Origin of the sequence: Nitrospira sp. NS4 (assembly GCF_049546785.1) — a bacterium.
GTDB lineage: Bacteria > Nitrospirota > Nitrospiria > Nitrospirales > Nitrospiraceae > Nitrospira_D.
Window position 1 is genome coordinate 222,590 of record NZ_JBMWAN010000005.1, and the last position, 19,242, is coordinate 241,831.

Here is a 19,242-nt window from a genome sequence, read left to right on the forward strand (position 1 = left end):
CACGCTCCTCCGATCTTTACATCCCTATGAAGAGGCAGGTCTGCACATGCCATGCCTTGGAACAACCAGGGCTAACCGCATGGTAAGGTGAGGAAACATGGGCACTTAGGCGAGAGTCTCACTTGGGAGGAGGTAGAACAATGGACAAACTTCGTCATCTCGCCTCTTGCACTGTTCAAAAAGCGAACCTTGAACCATCCATACGTTAGGGATACGAGTTTAGCTGGCTGGAGACCTACAAGCCGCTCCGCTGGCGCCAGAGTCGCTGCCAATTCTCCAACTCGGCTTGCCACACAGGGCTCTCCAGGTTAGTGGGACGCAAGATCACATCGCGCGTCCGCTGGATACGAACCTCAGCTGTCGAAATCCGGCCGGTGACGATGATCGCGCCGTCGAGATCTGTCCGATAAACCTCACTCCCCTTCCCCGCATAGGCGTCGAGAACGGCTTGAACCGGATGTCCGTATGCATTATGCCGACCGACCGAAATGACGGCATGGCGAGGATGAACACGCGCCACCCACTCCTGATCCAGCGAACTCCGGCCACCATGATGCGGAACCTTCAGAACCGTCACCGGAGATATTCCCGCCGCAGCCAACCGGCGCAACCCCTCGGACTCGACATCCGCCGCAAACAGAATGGCATGGGCACCACACTCAAGCTGCGTGACGATCGAGTGATTATTCAGCTGCGTGCCGCTGACTGACGAAGCAACCGGCCTTGCCGCATCGCTCTCAAAGGGATTCAAGACGGCAAGCTGGCAGCCTCCGGAAGACACAATATCCTGACCGCGGCTTGCCCGGCGATCGAGCACCTTTTGCTCCCACACTACGCGACGAAGATCTTCAAACAGCGGCTCGTGCCGTTCAACACCGGCATGCCAATATTCCCGGACCTCAAAGTGGCGAAGGATCCAGGGCAGTCCCCCGACATGGTCTAGTTGGGGATGCGTGGCGATGACAGCATCGAGTTTTCGGATGCCGTGATTCCAGAGAAAGGGCCCGACGACCCCACGCCCGACATCGAAACGCTCGTACTTTGCCCCGCCGTCGATCAGCACGACCTTCTCATCCGGCAATTCAATCACGGCGCTGTCTCCCTGACCAACATCTAAAAACGTGACCCGCCACCGATCCTCGTCGAAGGCGGGACTCCCCTCCCACCCCCACAGGCACGTCGCGCTGAACAGCATGGTTAGACCAAAAACACGGCATCGTTGCCCCGCAGTTATCCCCACTGCCATCAGGAGTCCTCCATAGAACAATCCGATGACGGGCACAGACGGAGCCGATACTCGCCAGTCGGTCACAGGCCAAGACGCGATCCAGTGAAGCCCTCCCACCAGCCATTCGATGAGCCGTTGCTGCACCATGCCGAGCGAAAGCCCGTCGATCCCGAACACCAGTGTCCAGGCGGCCGTCAGTAATCCAAGGGGGACAAACACAAACCCTGTCAACGGCACCGCCACCATATTGGTCAGCACCCCGATCCAAGGAATTTGGTTGAAATACCAGGCCACCAGCGGAGTCGTCACAATCGTGACCGCCACACTGAGAACCACAGCTTCACGAGCGGCTCGACGATAGCGTTCCCACCGTGTCTCCTCTCGCTGGTCCGCATCAGCCGGTCGAGACCTGTGCCACTCCGCCACCTGCACGATCGCAAGCACAGACAGAAATGAAAGCTGGAAAGAAATGTCACCGATGGCGCGAGGGTCGTGGAGAACGATCACCACCGCGGCCCCGGCTAGCGCGTGAAACAGGTACCGTTCTGAACCGACCCACACCGCCGCCAGTCCCGCGGTAATCATGATCCACGCGCGAAGCGTGGCGGTCTCTGCCCCGGCCAGCAGCGCATAGAGGGCCACTCCAGCCCACGTCACGAAGATGGCGCAGCGGGTTGGAGTGAGTCGTCTCGACAGATCCAGAAGCACCGGTGCCGGCAATTGCACCACCATCCATCTGACTAGGCCGAACAGAACGATCGCGATCAATCCCAGATGCGACCCAGAGATCGACAGGAGATGCACCGTCCCCGTCACCATGAACCATTCCTGAACATCTTCCTGCAAATACCCCCGTTCGCCGATGATCATCCCGAGAAATATCCCGAGTGCCGGCTGACTCAACGTCCGTAAGGCCGCCTCATGAATAGTCCCTCGCCATCGATCGATCAGCCCCCATCCGGCCCACCACCAACTCGTCGATCCCGGCTCCAGCACCCGGACCGCCTCACGTCCCGTTACCGTTGCCACGGCATCGATCCCTTGACGTTCTACGTAGGCGGCATAATCGAATCCTCCCGGGTTCAAGGATCCCGTAGGCCTCCTCAGCTTGGATCGAAAGGCAATTCGATCGCCATGGAACAACGGACTCCCCGGATCACGCCAGGTGAGTCGAACCGTCTTCGGCGCAACCTTGTGCTTCCCTGGCGATTCGATTCTGACAAGCAGAGTGACACGATGTGGTGCATGCTGCACAGGCCCAATGATTCGCCCGGTCCTTAGCTCACCCACATCGACCGGCGTCTCATCGACAGGATGAGGCATGGCGGGTGGCGGGACGACCGATACCCAATACACGATACCCAGCAGCAGTGCCGCATATCCTTTCGTCGCAGGCGATGACTCCATGACCCCGGCCCGTTCGGCAATCCACATGCCCAGGATCGACAGGACTAGAACGAGAGCGACTGAGACGGGAAAGAACGGAAGAAGAGCCCCGAGAACAAGACCGGTGAGAAAGGCGGCACAGAGGGACGGCAGCATAAGCCTTCCCGCAACAAGAAAGAATGAACCTCAGCAGAGATGCCTGCGCACAAGACGGGCAAGATCCTCCGCCACCTCTTTGATCTCGGCAGCCCGCTCACCCTCGACCATGATTCGAAGCAGCGGCTCCGTCCCCGAATAGCGGACCACGATGCGGCCGCTGCCATTCAGACGACGCTCGCTTTCCCGAATCGCCCGGTCGATATCCGGCACGGATTCCAGATTAGGCTTCTGCTTGACGGTCACATTGAGGAGAATCTGGGGAACCGCCGACATCGCCGAAGCCAGTTCCGACAGCGACTTCCCCGACCGCTTCATCAATGAAATCATTTGCAAGGCTGAAATCAGACCGTCTCCGGTGGTGTTATGATCCAGAAAGATAAAGTGGCCGGATTGCTCGCCGCCAAAATTATACCCGTCCGCCAGCATCCGCTCGAGCAGATAGCGGTCTCCGACCGGAGTCCTGAGCAACGTAATACCTGCCTTCGCCATCGACAACTCCAGGCCGAAGTTGCTCATGACGGTCCCGACCATGGTCTGCTTGGCCAAGAGCCCGTTCTGGTGCAAGTCGAGCCCCAAGGCGGCCATCACATGATCGCCGTCGATGATCGTCCCTTGTTCGCAGACAAAAATGGCCCGGTCGGCATCGCCGTCCAGCGCAATCCCGATGTCCGCCTGATGGCGGCGCACCGCCTCTTGCAATTGTTCCGGATGCACCGCGCCGCATCCGGCATTGATGTTCATGCCGTTCGGCTCATTCCCGATGACTTCGACCTTGGCTCCAAGCTCGCGCAATACTTTTGGGGCCAGCTTGTACGCCGCTCCGTTCGCACAATCGACCACCAGCTTGATGCCTTGAAAATCAAGGTCCTTCGGCAACGACCGCTTGGCAAACTCGATATAGCGCCCCTCCGCATCATCGATACGAAAGGCTTTGCCGATCAGATCCGCCGTCGGACGAAGGTGACTGATCTCGTTGGAGACAATCAATTCCTCAATCCGCGCTTCCATCTCATCCGGCAGCTTGAAACCGTCCTTGGAAAAAAACTTGATCCCGTTGTCCTGGTAGGCATTGTGCGAGGCTGAAATGACCACCCCCGCGTCGGCACGGAGGCTTCTCGTCAAAAAAGCAATGGCCGGGGTGGGCATCGGACCCACGAGCAACACATCGACGCCCATCGAGCAGATTCCCGCAGTCAGGGCCGACTCCAGCATATACCCGGAAATTCTCGTGTCCTTCCCGATGACTATTTGATGCCGGCCGGCGCGCCGCATAAACAAATGGGCAGCCGCCCGCCCCAGCTGCATCGCCGTCTCACTGGTCATCGGTTCAAGATTGGCGACCCCTCGTATCCCGTCAGTTCCAAATAATTTACGCATAACCTTCCCGTTTCAAGGAAACCGCAACCGCTTTCATTGCAGCGGCCACTTTCACCACATCCAGCATTTCCGCCACGTCGTGCACCCGGAGAATGTCCGCCCCCCGATCCACGGCCAATGCGACCGCAGCGGCAGTTCCCCAGATTCGGTCCTCCACAGGCCGGTCCAGGATCTTTCCAAGAAACGCTTTGCGCGAAACCCCGACGAGGATCGGGCGATTCAAGCCCCTGAATGCCGACAGCCGATTAAGTAATTGCACATTATGGTCTTGCAGCTTACCAAAACCAATCCCCGGATCAAGCACGATATGGCTTTTGGCAATTCCTGCCTGCTCGGCGGCATCAACCCGCGCTGCAAAGAACTCACAGACCTCCGACACCACATCCTCATACTGTGGTGCCTGCTGCATGGTCTCCGGCATCCCCTGCATATGCATCAGGACCGCTCCGGCCCCGGTACGGGCTATGACGGACGCCATCTCCGGATCAAATCGTAAGGCCGTCACATCGTTCACAATGGACGCACCGGCATCGATCGCGGCCTGGGCGACCCGCGCCTTCATCGTATCGACTGAAATAGGAATAGGAACACGCTTGGCAAGACTTGTAATCAGAGGAATGAGCCGCCGAAGCTCCTCGTCTGCATCGACCGGGGACGCACCCGGCCTCGTAGATTCCGCACCGACATCCAGAATATCCGCGCCCTGCGCGACCAAATCCATCCCGTGGCCCAAGGCCTTCTCGGGATCGAGGAACCGCCCTCCGTCAGAAAAAGAGTCCGGCGTTACGTTCACGATACCCATAATGAGGGGCCTCGCGCCGACATCAATTCGCCGTCCTCTCGCCAGCCACGTACGGCGCTCCACTGTGCCCCCGTCAAGAGTCAAAAATCGGCAGACATGCGTGAGATCGTGCCGAGCAGGATTTGCATCGCTTCAGACACCCTCAAACGAGAGAAGACCTGAGTCTCTCTCCTACTGATGATGTCTGACCCGATACGGTCGCCGCGCTTCAGGTGCCCCCGTGAAGCGCAGCGAAAGCTGATAGAGCCTAGGCGGGAACCGTCTGAGAGGTGGCTTGCAAGAGAATCTGGTCGATCTCCGGCGCATCGAGCACTTCTTTTTCGAGCAATGCCTCGGCCAGCGCCTTGAGACTCGTCATATGTTCGGTCAACAGGCGTTTGGCCCGCTCATAGTTTTCCGTTACCAGACGCCGGACTTCATGATCAATTTCCAGCGCAACCTGCTCGCTGAAATCACGCTTCGTGGCAATTTCACGCCCCAGGAAAATCTCTTCCTCTTTTCGGCCGAACGTCAAGGGCCCCAATTTTTCACTCATGCCCCATTCGCATACCATCTTGCGGGCCAAATCGGTGGCCCGTTCAAGATCGTTGCCGGCGCCGGTGGTGACATGATGCAAGACCAGTTCTTCGGCAACCCGTCCGCCCATCAAGATGGCCAGATTGTTGTAGAGAAAGTCTTTGGAGTAGTTGTGCCGGTCGTCCGTCGGCAATTGCATCGTGACGCCCAACGCTCGCCCGCGGGGAATAATCGTGACCTTGTGGACGGGATCCGTTCCCGGCAACAGCTTGGCCATCAACGCATGGCCCGCCTCATGATAGGCCGTTGTCCGTTTCTCCTCGTCGGTGAGCACCAAACTCTTCCGTTCGGCGCCCATCAAAACTTTATCCTTGGCCATCTCAAAATCGATGACTTCGACTTCCTTCTTGTTCAGACGGGCAGCCCACAAGGCCGCTTCGTTGACCAGGTTTTCAAGATCTGCGCCGGAGAATCCCGGCGTCCCCCGGGCAATCTTTTCCAGCTCGACATTTGCCGCAACCGGGACCTTCTTCGTGTGAACCTTGAGAATTTCCGTACGGCCACGCAGGTCAGGGCGATTGACCACGACTTGCCGGTCGAACCGTCCTGGACGCAGCAACGCCGGATCCAGCACGTCAGGCCGGTTGGTCGCCGCGATCAGGATGACGCCCTCGGTCGTATCGAACCCGTCCATTTCAACCAGGAGCTGGTTCAACGTCTGCTCGCGCTCATCATGTCCGCCGCCCAATCCGGCTCCGCGCAGACGCCCCACGGCGTCGATTTCATCTATAAAGATGATGCAGGGAGCATGCTTTTTCCCCTGTTCGAAAAGATCACGCACCCGCGACGCACCGACGCCGACAAACATTTCGACAAAGTCCGACCCGCTGATGCTGAAGAAGGGGACCCCCGCCTCCCCGGCAATGGCCTTGGCCAACAAAGTCTTCCCCGTTCCAGGAGGCCCCACGATCAGAACCCCTTTAGGAATGCGCCCGCCGAGCTTCTGAAACTTTCTCGGGTCCTTCAAAAACTCGATGATCTCCAGCACTTCTTCCTTCGCCTCTTCGACCCCGGCGACATCGGAGAACGTGACCTTTTTCCGCTCCTCGGTCAGCAGCCGCGCACGGCTTTTGCCGAACGACAGGGCCTTATTCCCTCCGATCTGCATCTGACGCATCAGGAAGAACCAGAGTCCGAGGAAGAGAATAAACGGTCCCCACGTCACTAAGAACGTGATGTACCACGGGCTTTCATCCGGCGGCTTGACCTCGATCTGGACATCCTTCTCACGAAGAACCTTGACCAGATCGGGATAGTCCGGTGTGAAGGTTCTGATCCTCGTCTTATCCTTGAGCACCGCGCTGATATGGCTGCCTTTGATAATGGCTCGCTCAACATCGCCCTTATCAATCTTGGCCATGAAATCGCTGAATATGACGTCTTCTTCGGGGGCATGAGTCGGGACGCTGAACAGATTGAACAGCAGAATCATGAACAACCCGACGACCACCCAAAAGAGCAGGTTCTTGACCCTGGAATTCATCCAGATCTCCTTGTGGGAACGTTAAAAAAGCGAGCACAACTCCCGATACTGATTGTGGGTGATGTTAACACAGGCCTGTCAAAACTGACAATATCGGGACAAAAGCCTACGCCTCTTCATCCACCTGATCAAGAACGGCGAGATAGGGCAGATTGCGGTACTTCTGCTGGTAGTCCAGCCCATACCCCACCACATATTTATTGGGGATCTTGAACCCTTCGTAGTCAATCTGAACTTCAACCTCCCTGCGTTCCGGCTTGCTCAGCAGCGTACAAACCTTGATCGACCTGGGCTTCCTTTTAGAGAGGGTTTTCACGAGATACTGGACCGTCAGACCGGAATCAACGATGTCCTCAACCAACAGCACATCTTTCCCTTTGATCTCCTCGGTGAGCTCGGTCACGAGCTTGACCTTCCCCGACGTCTTCGCCTTTGATCCGTAACTGGTGACGATGATGAAGTCCACCCGAATCGGGATACGGATCGCACGGGCCAAATCGGCATAAAAGGCATAGGCCCCCTTGAGCACTCCCACAAGAACCAGATCCTTTCCCGCATAGTCGGTGCTGATCTGCTTCCCCATTTCGCGAATACGGGCACGCATTTGCTCCTGAGTCACAACCGGCCGGCCAAACACTCGTTCCATCCTATCGCACTCCTTCTTTCACCAAAGAGTCACCGATGCTAATGATCAGACAGTTCCGCGTCGAGGCCCCCACTCCAAACCGTTCGTCCTGCCGATAGCCCAACACTCCGACGATCCCGTCCTGTGATACCAGGAGAGGAATCCTGTTTCGCTTCGCTTTCGGGACTTTCAGATCAACGAACAAATCCTGCAACTTCTTCGAACGGCCTTTCATTCCGGCAGGAAAGAATCGATCCCCCCGCTGCCACGATCGCAGCTTCAACGGACCGCCCACGCGATCGGCATCCACCACCATCGACCAGGCCTGCGACCGCGGAGGCCGACAGACCTGTTCGATTGTGACCAGTTGTACCCGAATTTGCTGCCCTGTTCCAGCCCACTCAGTGTGCGAGGGAACGGGCAGAATCACCCCGATAGCCGCAGGCTCCCTCTCCACCGGGCCGGCTAAAATGAATCGCGGGGCCAGATGCAGGCGCTCTCCGGTCACAGCAGCCTGTACCGATTTCAGAGAGAGGCGGGCAGATGAGGTCTGCTTGAACAGCAACGCCCTTACTGCCTCGATCGTCGCGAACGCGGGCGGCCTGCGGGATGTATGACATCGGCGCAACGCTTCACGAAGCAGGCGCCGCTGGAGAGCTACCGGCAAAGCCTGCACAACGCCTCGCTCAACGGACCAGCCGCCCTGCCCGTCTTCACGCAGCATAGAGGAAGCGAGCCCGGCAACCTGCGCCTCAAGATACTGCTCATCATCTCGGCAAAGGTCAGCCAGCCGGCACAGGGCGTCGATCGCGGACGGCGCAATCTGATTCATCACCGGGATTAGTTCATGCCGGATCCGGTTGCGAACATACACCGGCTTCCTATTGCTGGAATCCTGCCGATACGACTGGCCACTTTGAGTGAGGTAGGCCACAATGTCCCGCCGCCGCACCTCATACAAGGGGCGCACAATCAGGCCCTCTCGCACCGCCGGCATCCCCGCCAGTCCCGCCAGGCCTGAGCCACGCAGCATCCACAACAAAACCGTCTCGGCCTGATCGTCGGCCGTGTGCCCCAGCACAATGCGGTCGGCCCCGCATTCCCCGGCAAGCGTCATCATCGCCCCGTAGCGAAGCTCTCGCGCCTCAGCCTGCAGAGACACACGCCGGGCCCTGGCCCGAACGTCCAACGTCCGACAATGAAGAGAAATCCCGAGCGCCTCGCACAAGGAGACGACAAAGGCCTCATCCTCGTCCGATTCGGTGCCGCGCAGCCTATAGTTGAAATGCACAGCCGTCAGTCGTAGCCGCCACCGCGGGGCAAGCCGATGCAGCAGCGTCAGCAACGCCACCGAATCGGGTCCCCCGGACAGAGCCACGAGGAGATGATGTCCCGGCTCAAAGAGCCGGCGAGACCGGACCGTCTTCACCACCCGATGCAGCAGCGGCACCCAGGGGGTCCGGACCGCTCGTTGTTCGACTCCGGCCATTGTAGCCATTATCCTGCCTGTCGCGCACTCCGATGGGCCTGCAAGACCGCCTTGGCCTGGGCCACATCGATCGCGATCTGCCTGCTCAGTTCCTCCCCGCCCGCGAACTGCATGTCGCCCCGCAGCCGCTGGAGAAACTGCACCTCGATTCGTTCTCCGTACAGATTGCGCTGCTCATCGAGCAGGTACACCTCAAGCAACCGTTCTCCGGCATCGAAGGTCGGCCTGGTTCCAATGTAGGCCACCGAATCGAACCGGCGCTGGCTCCACACCGTCACCGTGGCGTACACCCCATCCGGCGGAATCACCCGCTCGGTTGGCAGCCGAAGGTTCGCCGTCGGCCACCCCAATTCCTGCCCCCGCTGAAATCCAGGCATCACGACACCGGCGAGCGCATACTGGCGTCCCAGTAACCGGGCCGCCCCATCGACACAGCCCTCCTGAACAAGCTTCCGCACTCGCGTCGAACTCACAACGGCTCCGTCGGCAACCACCGGCTCGATCGGCGCCACGGAAAAGCCGAACCGCCGGCCGAACGCCACCAAATCAGCGACTTTCCCGGCCCGGCCCTTCCCGAAGGCGAAATGCTGCCCCACGAAAATCTGCCGAATTCCAAGCCCCTGACACAATATTTGATCGGCGAACACCTCGGCCGAGAGGCCCGCGAACCCATGGCTGAACTCCAGAAAGACGACTTCGTCGATCCCCGCTTCTTCAAAATGCTGAAGTTTTTCCTCCGGGCTCGTCAAAAACTTCAAGTCCACATGTGGAGCGAGAATCTTGACCGGATGCGGATCGAAGGTGAGCACCATGGCCGTGCCGTTCATCCGGCGGGCGGTCTCCACGACCGTCCGGAGCAACTGCCGGTGGCCGAGGTGATGCCCGTCGAAATTGCCGATGGTGGCCACCGGGTAGGGCCGTGTCACGCCGTCAGAATATCCGCGCGTCACCTTCATCGCTGTATCAATGAAGCTGCCGGACGGCATCCTTGGCGAAATAGGTCAGGATCAAGTCGGCTCCGGCCCGTTTGATCGCCAGGAGCGATTCCATCATCGCCCTGGTGTCGTCGAGCCAGCCTGCGCGGCCCGCCGCTTTGATCATGCTGTACTCGCCGCTGACCTGATAGGCCGCAATGGGAAGCAAGGTCCTGGTTCGCGCCTTGGCGATGATATCGAGATAGGGCATGGCCGGTTTCACCATGACGATATCCGCCCCCTCCTCGACATCCAGATCGATTTCCCGCAGCGCTTCCCGTCCGTTCGCCGGATCCATTTGATAGGACTGCCGATCGCCGAATTGCGGGCTCGAATAGGCCGCATCGCGAAAAGGCGCGTAAAAACAGGAGGAGAACTTGGCCGCGTAGGCCATGATGGGTAGTTCGGAAAACCCGGCCTGATCCAACTCCGCCCGGATAGCCGCCACGCGGCCGTCCATCATGTCTGACGGCGCCACCATGTCGGCTCCGGCCTCTGCATGGGTCCTGGCCATGGTCCTTAAACAATCCAGCGTTTCATCATTAAGGATCTTGCCGTCCTTCACGATCCCGCAATGGCCGTGATCGGTGTACTCGTCGATGCAGACATCGGTAATCACTGCCAGGCCCGGCACATGATCCTTCACCGCCTTGATCGCCCGCTGCACGATCCCGTTGGGATCGTACCCAGACGTCCCCCGCTCATCCTTCTTATTGGGAATCCCAAACAGGATAATGGCGGGAATTCCCAGCGCTTTGATCTCGGCGGCTTCTTTGATCAAGAGATCGATCGAGAGCCGGAACTGGCCTGGCATCGAGGTGATTTCTTCGCGGCGATCACGGCCTTCCACCACAAAGAGGGGATAAATGAAATCGGCCGGGGACAGCGTGGTCTCCCGCACCATCCGCCGCAACGCCTCGTGCTGCCGCAGGCGCCTGAGTCGCTGAATCGGAAACGCCATAGCCCCTACTTTCTAGGAAGATTCGTCAAAAACACGACGAGATCACGCACTGAAATCACTCCGACCAACTTGCCGTCACGCGTCACTCCGAGATGGCGCACATGCGCCTGCGCCATGAGGTCGTTGGCATCCAGCAACGTCTTGTTCTCCTCGATCGTCATGATGGGAGCCGACATGATCTGCTCGACAGTCGTCTTCGTCGCATCAGATCCCGAAGCCACAACCCGGCGCATCATATCGGTATCGGTCAGTATGCCGATGATTTCCTTGTCATTCGTGATGAACAGACTGCCGATCCCGTGATCGCGCATAATGCGCGCCGCGGTCTGGGCATCCGTATCCCGCGCCACGGTCACAAACTTCTCTCGAGGAATCATGAACGATTTCACCGGAACCATGCTGTGCCCTCCCTTTACAATTCAAGAACCTACCGACTTCGCCCTACGAACGCCGCCTACGCAACGCGTGTGCCTGCTCCAAAATACTGCGCCATCGCCGCCGCCAGTGCCGGCATCGTATTCTCTCCCGGCATGATCGCGACCGTCAGGCCGGACTCCCGCGCCGTCTGCGCGGTGATCGGGCCGATGCAGGCCACCGCCACGGATTGTAACAGGAGGCGCGCCCGGGCTTCACCCCCCAACAACTTCATACAATTCCGCACCGTCGAAGAACTCGTAAAGGTGATGGCATCAATCTGACGGTCTTCCAGTTGCTGCCGCCAGCCCTGAACAGCCTCGCGGGGGATCTGTGTCCGATAGACCGGAATGACATCCACCGTGGCGCCGCGGGCCCGTAGTTCGTCCGGCAAGATCTCCCGAGCCACTTCAGCGCGCGGGATGAGAATGCGACAGCCCGTAAGATCGGTTTTAGCGAGCGCCGCCAACACGCCCTCGGCTTGAAACTCGGCAGGCACCACATCCGCCGTAATCCCGTACTTCGCCAACTCCTCCGCCGTCCGCGGACCGATGCAACAGATCCTGCGTCCGGCAAAACTCCGCGCATCAGCGCCCTTCTCACGAGACCGATTCATGAAACGCACCACGCCGTTGACGCTGGTCAGAATCATCCAGTCATAGGTCCCCAGCCCGTCGATCGCCCGGTCGACCGGGGTCCAATCCGTCGGATCGACGATCTGAATCGTCGGCGCTTCCACCGGTTCCGCCCCCAACTCAGCGAGCAGGTTAGCCAACTCCGCGGCCTGCTCTTTCGCCCGCGTCATCAACACGCGCTTCCCGAAAAGCGGACGATGTTCAAACCAGTTCAACTGCTCGCGCAACCGCACCACCTCGCCGACGACGATCACCGTCGGAGGCTCCAGATGCGCGCGGGCGGCCTTCTCCACAATGTCTGCCAGCGTTCCGACAACCGTGACCTGCGTGGGCCTGGTGCCCCAACGAATGAGGGCCACCGGCGTGGTGGCAGCGCGTCCTTCGGCGACGAGGTTCGCGACGATGGAAGGCAGGTTCTTCATCCCCATCAGGAATACGAGCGTGCCGTGACTGCTCGCCAACCTGGGCCACTCAAGAGCCGTGGTCGTCTTGGATGGATCTTCGTGACCGGTGACAAATGTCACGGTTGACGCCATGGTTCGATGGGTGACCGGAATACCGGCATAGGCAGGAGCCGCCACTGCCGCCGTGACACCCGGAACGACTTCAAATTCGACGCCGGCTGACGCCAGCGCTTCAGCCTCTTCTCCGCCACGACCAAAGACGAAGGGGTCGCCGCCCTTCAGGCGTACCACGATCGCACCCTGCCTGGCCCGCTCAACGAGCATGCGATTGATCGCGTCCTGGGCTTGATACTGTCCCGTTCCCCGCCGTCCCACATAGACGCGTTCTGCCTGAGTCTGGGCATGAGCCAACAAGGCAGGATTCGCGAGGTAATCATAGAACACGACATCGGCCCGCTCGAGACACTCCTTCCCCCGCAGCGTGAGGAGCTTCGGGTCGCCAGGCCCCGCCCCGACCAGATACACGATGCCTTGTCGCGTCTTCTTCAACGTTATGCCGTCCCGTAAATGGCGCAGAGGATCTTGTCCGCGCCCCTCGACAATAATCGCTCTGCGAGCTGCGTGCCCAAAGCCTGCGCCTCGGCGATCGTGCCGCGAATCGCATCGCGAATGACCGTCTTGCCGTCCACGCTCGCCACCAGCCCCTCCAGCTGTATCTCGTCATCGACCAGGGTGGCATAGGCTGCAATCGGCACCTGGCAGCCGCCTTCCAGGCGGTGGAGTAAGGCCCGTTCGGAGCTGACCGCCACCCTGGTCGGCGGATGGTTGAGCCGGTTTAGAATATCCCGTACGAAACCGTCGTCCGACCGCCCCTCGATGCCCAGCGCCCCTTGGCCGATGGCGGGAAGACTGAGTCGCGGATCAAGGTACTCCGTAATTTCCTGCGTCCAGGCCAAACGCCGCAACCCGGCGGCAGCCAGCACAATGGCATCGAACTGCCCTTCCTTTAATTTCCTCAAGCGGGTATCGAGATTCCCGCGCAACATCTCGATCCGCAGATCCGGCCGCGCATGGAGAAGCTGCGACTGCCGCCGCAAGCTGCTCGTCCCGACCCGCGCACCAGGCGGCAGATCCTTAAACAAGCGCCCCTCACGGCTGATCAAGGCATCGCGCGCATCTTCGCGCGGAGGCACGCAGAGAATTTCCAGTCCCTCGGGCAACTGCGTCGGCACATCCTTCATACTATGGACGGCAAAGTCGATCTCACCGCTCAACAGGGCGTCCTCGATTTCTTTGACAAACAGCCCCTTGCCGCCGATCTTCGCCAACGGCACATCGACGATCTTGTCGCCGGACGTTTGAATCCGCTTCAGCGTAACCGCCACCCCGGGAGCCACTTCCTGCACCCGCGCCTGAAACATCTCGCTCTGCTGAAGCGCAAGCTTGCTCGCTCTCGTCCCCAGCACCAATGTGGACCGCTGCCCTGTTGATCTGGACACCCTTCACTCCCCCATCTTGATCTTAAACCGAATCCGCTATGAGCTCGTCCGCTTGCGACCGCCCGTTTGAGGAGCGGCCTCTTCCCCCTGTCGCTCCTGCGGTTGAGGCGAGAGACATGGCGGCCGGGCGGCGGCGTCTCCGCTCAGGCCCTCTCCAGACGGCTGGCTGTCCAGGTTGTAGAAACGCCTGGCCGCCTCAATAAACGCCGCTCCGCTTGAGGAGTTCACCTCGGACTTCAATGTCACCATCGTATTGTGGATCAGCTTGTTCACGATGGCCGACGCAAGCCCTTCGACAATCTCGCGATCTTGGGCCGAAAGATGGGCCAGCCGGCTCATCGTTTTCTCGACCTCGCCCCGCTTGATGTCGTCCGCCCGATTCTTCAGCGCCACGATCGTCGGCGTCACTTCGAGTGATTTCATCCATTCCAGCACCACGCCGACTTCTTCGACCACCATACGCTCGGCCTTTTCCGCCTCCTGCAGGCGCTCGGCGCGATTTTGCTCGACGCGTTGTTTCAGATCGTCGATATCGAATAAGAAGGCGTTATCCACGTGGCGGACGGCGGGGTCGATATTGCGCGGCACTGATATATCAATGAGGAACATGGGCCGATTTCTGCGCGCATCGACGGCGCGCTGAACATCGTCGGCGGTGATCAAGTAGTGCGAGGCACCGGTCGAGACCAATACAATATCCGCCGACGCCATATCATCCTTGAACTGCTCAAACGGCACCGGAGTCCCGCCGAATTGCTCCGCCAACTCGACGGCATGCTGCGGAGTGCGGGTCGTAATCCGTACCTGTCCGACCCCCTGAGCAATGAGGTGCTGGGCCGCCAGCTTCGCCATTTCCCCCGCGCCAACCAACAACACCGTCCGGTGGGCGAGATCTGAGAAAATCTTCTTGGCCAACTCGACCGCCGCATAGCTCACCGACACAGCCATTTCGGCGATTTTTGTTTCCGTCCGGACTCGTTTGGCCACTGAAATGGCTTTTTTGACGACCTTGTTCATGATCACGCCGGTCGTCTTGTGCGCCAAGGCCACTTCAAACGCGTCTTTCAACTGGCCCAGAATCTGAGACTCCCCGACAATCATGGAATCCAGGCTGGCGGCAACCCGGAACAGATGGGCGATCGCCCGATCGCCCGTATGCCAATACAAATGCGGCGTCAGTTGTTCCGAGGAGAGCGCGAGATGCGTATCGGCGAGAAACTCTTGGATGCGTCCATAGCCATGATCGATATCGTCCACCACCGAATAGACTTCAACCCGATTGCAGGTGGACAACAGCAGGCCTTCCTTCACCCCCTGATAGGTGCAGAGACGGCTCAAGGCTTCGCCGATCCGGCTTTCTGGAACGGCGAGCTTCTCTCGAATCTCGACGGGAGCGGTCTTGTGGCTCAGCCCGACGACTATCAGATGCATTTCACGACACCGTTCCGTAACTCTTGAGCACCACGCCCACCAGGGTCAAAATGACACCGGCAAATCCAATCACCGTCAAATACGCCGCCCGCTTGGCACGCCAGCCCACCGTCAGACGTCCCAGCAACACGACAAAGTAGAACAGCCACGTAACCAAGGCCCAGGTCTGCTCCGGATTCCAACTCACATAGGCCCCTTTGGCGAATTCAGCCGAAATCGCTCCAGTCACAATACCAAGGGTGAGGAGAGGAAACCCCATGACAATCGATTGCTGGTTGAGATGATCCAAAAAATCCAGGGCCGGAAGCTTGGCATACAACACGTTGAATCGCTTGGACTTGAGAAGGCGATCCTGAATGAGATACATCACACCAGCGACAAACGCGACGGCGAACCCGACGGTCCCCAACATGCTCAACGTGACATGCAGCCACAGGGTCCGAAAAACCGGCTGCAAGGTAGGAACGGTATCGGGCAGCGCGGCGGCGGAAACGAGAGAGACAAGAGCCAGCGGCACGATAAACGAACCAAGCACATGGATGCGATGGCGGAATTCCACGGCCAGAAACACGAGAATCAGCATCCAGGAGAAAAACGAGAGCGCCTCATGGACGCTTGGAGGTGAAGGGGCCGAACTCGCAAACATCCGCGCCACCAGCGCGATGGTATGCACGACAAATCCGGCAGCCGTAATTCCGAGTGATACCTTTGATAAGGCCTCAGAGCGTCGCAAGAGATAGGCAAGGAACGAAATGGTGGCAACGAAATAGATCCCCATTGTCACCATGAAGCAGACGACTGCCATATGGGTCTTCCCTCACTCTCGACGGATTTCAGACTGTTTATTGCGGGATTAGCGGGAAATTATAGCGATGCGACGAGAAGGGAGTCAACAAAGCTCACGAGCCAACTTACAAGACAAGATACCTGTCCAGCAACCGGGAACACTCTTTATCGTCGGTGTTCCCATCGGGCATCCTGACGACATCACGCTCCGCGCCCTCCGCATTCTCCGTCATGCCGACATCGTGGTCTCTGAGTCCCCCGCAGCCACACAAGCCCTGTTGCAATACCATGGCCTCTCGGCAATCCTGACAAGTTATGGCCCGGGGCATCTGAAGGAAAAAGTTTCGCTCCTGATCGACCGGCTTCGGCGAGGAACGCATGTTGCTTTAGTCTCGGATTGCGGCTCGCCCGTCATATCAGACCCCGGATGCCTGCTGATCAATGCAGCTCACCGGCAACATATCCCCGTACGATCGGTGCCAGGCCCTTCAGCAGTCACTGCCGCCATCGCCGCATCCGGCTGGTCAGGAGATTCCTTTTTTTTCCAGGGGCAGATTCCCGATGGAACGATGCAACAGAAAAGATGGCTGGCAGCAACTCTTAAACACACTGTCCCGAGCATTTTCTTCTGCTCATCAGAATCCCTCACGGGCGTGATAGAAACACTCGCGCGGCTCAATAAAAGGCGGCAGATAACCGCGGCATACGACTTAACGACTTCGCGAGAAATGATTCAGAGAGGGACAGCCCCACAGATACTCAAGCTGATCAACGAAATGAATCCACCCAGTGCGGTAACGATCATCCTGGAAGGACGGAGAGCGAGAAGGAAACGGACAACGGCCGCACGCAAAAAGACTTCTTCTTAGGCAGTCTCCTCTCGACGAATCAGGACTCGAAAGGCATGATCCACACGTTCTTGAAGCAACACCGTGTGCCCTTCATTCTCCACACTTCTGGGCACATTCCTGATCGGATCGCCATCATCGAGAAGCACCGACAACACCTGCCCCTCGTCCATCGTCTCCAGCTTGAGTTTTGTCTTCACGAAATTATAGGGGCAAATGACCCCGCGCAGATCAAGTTCAGTGTCTGATGTTAATCTAGGCTCTGATTGCCGTTGCTCATCCATACCACACCTTTTGATATCGGCTAATGAGAAAATGGCCAGCGACTGGATACTGAGTTCGCTAATCCTACTAGATAAGACTGATACCCAACAAGCACCCACAAAAAAAAGGGGCAGCCGAAGCTGCCCCCTTCCTAACACATGACCTCGTGATGTCTTAGTTGAGCCCCTTCACGAGATTTGGCTTTGCAGCGTCGGTTCCATAGTCAGACTTGTTCTGAACCTTTGTTTCTGGAGCCACGGTCTGATAGCCCCATCCTGGCTGCGGCTCGCAGTTCCAGCAGGGAGCAGTACCAGTGAACTCACCGATCGTGGTGTCAACGGTTCCTGAAATCTTCCCTGGAAGCACCGTACCAGCAACACCGCCGGTTGTGCTGCCGCTGTTGGTTTCAATTGCACGCTCGGTGGAAGGATTCGGGCGTTGGCCCAATCCACCGAAACCGGCGAGCTTCTCGTTACCACGAAGCACAGTGATTTCACGAACAAGCTTCCGGCCTACACCGAACTGCTGGGCATTGGACGTCGCTTCAACCACCTGCAATGTAACATCATCGCCAGAGTTGATCGTCCTGAGCTGATCCATATTGGTCTTGTCGTCAAGAAACACAATAAGGGAATTCATTGACCCGGCACCAGCGCGTCCTTCGTCATGCGAGCTTCCGCCCGTCTCCAGGTGCAACTTCCCGCCAGGCAAATCGATCGCCAACACACGACCATAGATCGTCTCTGGCTGAGAGAGACGATCAAGGAAGCTGTTCCGATCAAACGCCGAAACGCGGTTTGCGCTTCCTGACACATCGCCGACCCCGGTTCCAACGCCCATAGCAGACCCACCAGCTGACTGCTGCAGCCGCTCTTGAGCTCCTGCAACACTCACAGAGCCTACGATGATAACCGCAGCTCCTAGTGCCAACACCTTACGCATGTGCTGCCTCCTTGTGAGTTAAATGATGAAGTGTAGGGATGATGGTGATGAACAACGAGATTCCTTGAGTGACTGTGTGCATGAGTCTTTTTTAATGAACGGGCGCACTATAGGCCAATATCCAGGGTCTGTCAAGTAGTCCTACCCCAATAAATTGAGCCGTTAGGTTAGATTGAGCCATTAGCATGGTCGACACCGGGACGAGAACTTGCCTTCACGAAGTACCAACGCTACCCTAACAGCTCGTTTGGTGCCCAGAGGGAGGGTCGAACTCCCACTCTCTTGCGAGAACCGGATTTTGAGTCCGGCGCGTCTGCCAGTTCCGCCATCCGGGCTCACCCCAGCGAATAGAATAGCGCGGGAATTCTTCTAGCACGACAAATCATCGGGGTCAATCATGTTGGCCTCTTTTCTTCACCAGAAATTGAATGCTAAGATGACCCTTAAGTCACGGATTGCACGAACAACCGAGGGATCAACACAACAAATAAACGTGAGACGCCCACAAAAGTGTTGAATCTGCAATATTAGCTTTATAACCTTCACAAGGAGCCCGATACATTCATGGCAGACGTAGCATGCATTACCTGCGGACAAACCGGCGAAGCCATTACCACCCCACTCTTCCTTGGCAAGCTGGAAGCCGAAATCAAAGCCAAGGTCTGCACGAGTTGCTGGAAAAAATGGGAAGGCATGCGGGTAATGGTCATTAATGAATACCAGGTGAACCTGGGTGACGAAAGCGGACGCGAGCTCGTACGGAAGCAAATGAAAGCGTTCCTGAAATTGGGAGAGCAGGCAGACACCTCGAAGATTGCCGAAAATTTCCGCCCGCAGGGTCAATGAGCGTCGGCAAGCGCCGCGTCAAATATAGTGGCCGTGCTTCCGCATCGCTCTCCCGTGCGAATCCAATCGGAGCCAGACCCGTGATTCTTCAGTCTTGTCGCCGACTTCGTTGA

Annotated in this window: 17 protein-coding genes and 1 tRNA gene; 2 read left to right on the plus strand and 16 right to left on the minus strand. The window is 58.3% G+C overall.

Features of this window, described 5'->3' with window-relative positions:
* Window positions 1-235: 235 nt before the first annotated feature.
* The 13 genes from ACO9S2_RS15645 to ACO9S2_RS15705 all read right to left on the minus strand — a co-directional run bounded on the left by ACO9S2_RS15645 (window position 236) and on the right by ACO9S2_RS15705 (window position 16,248).
* A complete protein-coding gene (locus tag ACO9S2_RS15645; RefSeq protein WP_423723322.1) occupies window positions 236-2,770 on the minus strand; it encodes a DNA internalization-related competence protein ComEC/Rec2 in 2,535 nt (844 codons plus the stop codon).
* A gap of 30 nt (window positions 2,771-2,800) precedes the next feature.
* Window positions 2,801-4,150 (minus strand): phosphoglucosamine mutase, encoded by a 1,350-nt coding sequence (glmM, locus tag ACO9S2_RS15650; RefSeq protein WP_423723323.1) that lies wholly within the window; start codon window positions 4,148-4,150, stop codon window positions 2,801-2,803.
* Window positions 4,143-4,952, minus strand: coding sequence for a dihydropteroate synthase (gene folP / locus ACO9S2_RS15655; protein WP_423723324.1), 810 nt, complete (start codon window positions 4,950-4,952; stop codon window positions 4,143-4,145). Before folP ends, glmM begins: the two co-directional genes overlap by 8 nt.
* Window positions 4,953-5,199: 247 nt before the next feature.
* Entirely contained in the window at window positions 5,200-7,011 is a 1,812-nt protein-coding gene (gene ftsH, locus ACO9S2_RS15660; RefSeq protein ID WP_423723325.1) for an ATP-dependent zinc metalloprotease FtsH, read from the minus strand.
* A gap of 106 nt (window positions 7,012-7,117) precedes the next feature.
* Entirely contained in the window at window positions 7,118-7,657 is a 540-nt protein-coding gene (gene hpt, locus ACO9S2_RS15665; RefSeq protein WP_423723326.1) for a hypoxanthine phosphoribosyltransferase, read from the minus strand.
* Window position 7,658: 1 nt separating this feature from the next.
* The gene (tilS, locus tag ACO9S2_RS15670) at window positions 7,659-9,125 is read right to left on the minus strand and encodes a tRNA lysidine(34) synthetase TilS (protein WP_423723327.1); all 1,467 of its coding nucleotides are present in this window, start codon (window positions 9,123-9,125) and stop codon (window positions 7,659-7,661) included.
* Window positions 9,126-9,133: 8 nt separating this feature from the next.
* A complete protein-coding gene (locus tag ACO9S2_RS15675) occupies window positions 9,134-10,051 on the minus strand; it encodes a bifunctional riboflavin kinase/FAD synthetase (protein ID WP_423723328.1) in 918 nt (305 codons plus the stop codon).
* A gap of 37 nt (window positions 10,052-10,088) precedes the next feature.
* On the minus strand, window positions 10,089-11,060 hold the full coding sequence (hemB, locus tag ACO9S2_RS15680) for a porphobilinogen synthase (RefSeq protein WP_423723329.1): 972 nt from the start codon (window positions 11,058-11,060) through the stop codon (window positions 10,089-10,091).
* Between the two features lie 5 nt (window positions 11,061-11,065).
* Window positions 11,066-11,458 (minus strand): CBS domain-containing protein, encoded by a 393-nt coding sequence (locus ACO9S2_RS15685; RefSeq protein WP_423723330.1) that lies wholly within the window; start codon window positions 11,456-11,458, stop codon window positions 11,066-11,068.
* Between the two features lie 56 nt (window positions 11,459-11,514).
* Window positions 11,515-13,062, minus strand: coding sequence for a uroporphyrinogen-III C-methyltransferase (gene cobA / locus ACO9S2_RS15690; protein WP_423723331.1), 1,548 nt, complete (start codon window positions 13,060-13,062; stop codon window positions 11,515-11,517).
* Between the two features lie 2 nt (window positions 13,063-13,064).
* Window positions 13,065-14,012: a hydroxymethylbilane synthase gene (gene hemC / locus ACO9S2_RS15695; RefSeq protein WP_423723332.1), complete on the minus strand. Its 948-nt coding sequence runs from the start codon at window positions 14,010-14,012 to the stop codon at window positions 13,065-13,067.
* 36 nt (window positions 14,013-14,048) lie between these two features.
* Complete coding sequence (gene hemA / locus ACO9S2_RS15700) at window positions 14,049-15,443, minus strand: glutamyl-tRNA reductase (RefSeq protein ID WP_423723333.1); 1,395 nt, start codon at window positions 15,441-15,443, stop codon at window positions 14,049-14,051.
* A gap of 1 nt (window position 15,444) precedes the next feature.
* Window positions 15,445-16,248, minus strand: a complete 804-nt coding sequence (locus tag ACO9S2_RS15705; RefSeq protein WP_423723334.1) for a cytochrome C assembly family protein — start codon at window positions 16,246-16,248, stop codon at window positions 15,445-15,447.
* 67 nt (window positions 16,249-16,315) lie between these two features.
* Between ACO9S2_RS15705 and rsmI the strand changes: the two genes are divergently transcribed.
* Entirely contained in the window at window positions 16,316-17,098 is a 783-nt protein-coding gene (gene rsmI / locus ACO9S2_RS15710) for a 16S rRNA (cytidine(1402)-2'-O)-methyltransferase (protein ID WP_423723335.1), read from the plus strand.
* On the opposite strand, the gene ACO9S2_RS15715 is transcribed toward rsmI, so the two are convergent.
* From ACO9S2_RS15715 to ACO9S2_RS15725, 3 genes are all read right to left on the minus strand, one after another.
* On the minus strand, window positions 17,095-17,361 hold the full coding sequence (locus ACO9S2_RS15715; protein WP_423723336.1) for a sulfurtransferase TusA family protein: 267 nt from the start codon (window positions 17,359-17,361) through the stop codon (window positions 17,095-17,097). The two genes, rsmI and ACO9S2_RS15715, sit on opposite strands and share 4 nt — an antisense overlap.
* 154 nt (window positions 17,362-17,515) lie before the next feature.
* On the minus strand, window positions 17,516-18,283 hold the full coding sequence (locus ACO9S2_RS15720; RefSeq protein ID WP_423723338.1) for a hypothetical protein: 768 nt from the start codon (window positions 18,281-18,283) through the stop codon (window positions 17,516-17,518).
* A gap of 248 nt (window positions 18,284-18,531) precedes the next feature.
* A tRNA-Leu gene (locus ACO9S2_RS15725) sits at window positions 18,532-18,618 on the minus strand.
* Window positions 18,619-18,847: 229 nt separating this feature from the next.
* Here ACO9S2_RS15725 and ACO9S2_RS15730 point away from each other — a divergent pair.
* The gene (locus ACO9S2_RS15730; RefSeq protein WP_423723339.1) at window positions 18,848-19,129 is read left to right on the plus strand and encodes a Fe(2+)-trafficking protein; all 282 of its coding nucleotides are present in this window, start codon (window positions 18,848-18,850) and stop codon (window positions 19,127-19,129) included.
* Window positions 19,130-19,242 lie beyond the last annotated feature (113 nt).

What these genes read in the sequence shown, in the direction of transcription:
- ACO9S2_RS15730 (WP_423723339.1), top strand. Translation starts at nt 18,848, where the DNA reads ATGGCAGACGTAGCATGCATTACCTGCGGACAAACCGGCGAAGCCATT.
- glmM (WP_423723323.1), bottom strand. Translation starts at nt 4,150, where the DNA reads ATGCGTAAATTATTTGGAACTGACGGGATACGAGGGGTCGCCAATCTT.
- ACO9S2_RS15645 (WP_423723322.1), bottom strand. Translation starts at nt 2,770, where the DNA reads ATGCTGCCGTCCCTCTGTGCCGCCTTTCTCACCGGTCTTGTTCTCGGG.
- hemA (WP_423723333.1), bottom strand. Translation starts at nt 15,443, where the DNA reads ATGCATCTGATAGTCGTCGGGCTGAGCCACAAGACCGCTCCCGTCGAG.
- ACO9S2_RS15715 (WP_423723336.1), bottom strand. Translation starts at nt 17,361, where the DNA reads ATGGATGAGCAACGGCAATCAGAGCCTAGATTAACATCAGACACTGAA.
- rsmI (WP_423723335.1), top strand. Translation starts at nt 16,316, where the DNA reads ATGCGACGAGAAGGGAGTCAACAAAGCTCACGAGCCAACTTACAAGAC.
- ACO9S2_RS15720 (WP_423723338.1), bottom strand. Translation starts at nt 18,283, where the DNA reads ATGCGTAAGGTGTTGGCACTAGGAGCTGCGGTTATCATCGTAGGCTCT.
- hpt (WP_423723326.1), bottom strand. Translation starts at nt 7,657, where the DNA reads ATGGAACGAGTGTTTGGCCGGCCGGTTGTGACTCAGGAGCAAATGCGT.
- folP (WP_423723324.1), bottom strand. Translation starts at nt 4,952, where the DNA reads ATGGGTATCGTGAACGTAACGCCGGACTCTTTTTCTGACGGAGGGCGG.
- ACO9S2_RS15705 (WP_423723334.1), bottom strand. Translation starts at nt 16,248, where the DNA reads ATGGCAGTCGTCTGCTTCATGGTGACAATGGGGATCTATTTCGTTGCC.
- ACO9S2_RS15685 (WP_423723330.1), bottom strand. Translation starts at nt 11,458, where the DNA reads ATGGTTCCGGTGAAATCGTTCATGATTCCTCGAGAGAAGTTTGTGACC.
- tilS (WP_423723327.1), bottom strand. Translation starts at nt 9,125, where the DNA reads ATGGCCGGAGTCGAACAACGAGCGGTCCGGACCCCCTGGGTGCCGCTG.
- hemB (WP_423723329.1), bottom strand. Translation starts at nt 11,060, where the DNA reads ATGGCGTTTCCGATTCAGCGACTCAGGCGCCTGCGGCAGCACGAGGCG.
- ftsH (WP_423723325.1), bottom strand. Translation starts at nt 7,011, where the DNA reads ATGAATTCCAGGGTCAAGAACCTGCTCTTTTGGGTGGTCGTCGGGTTG.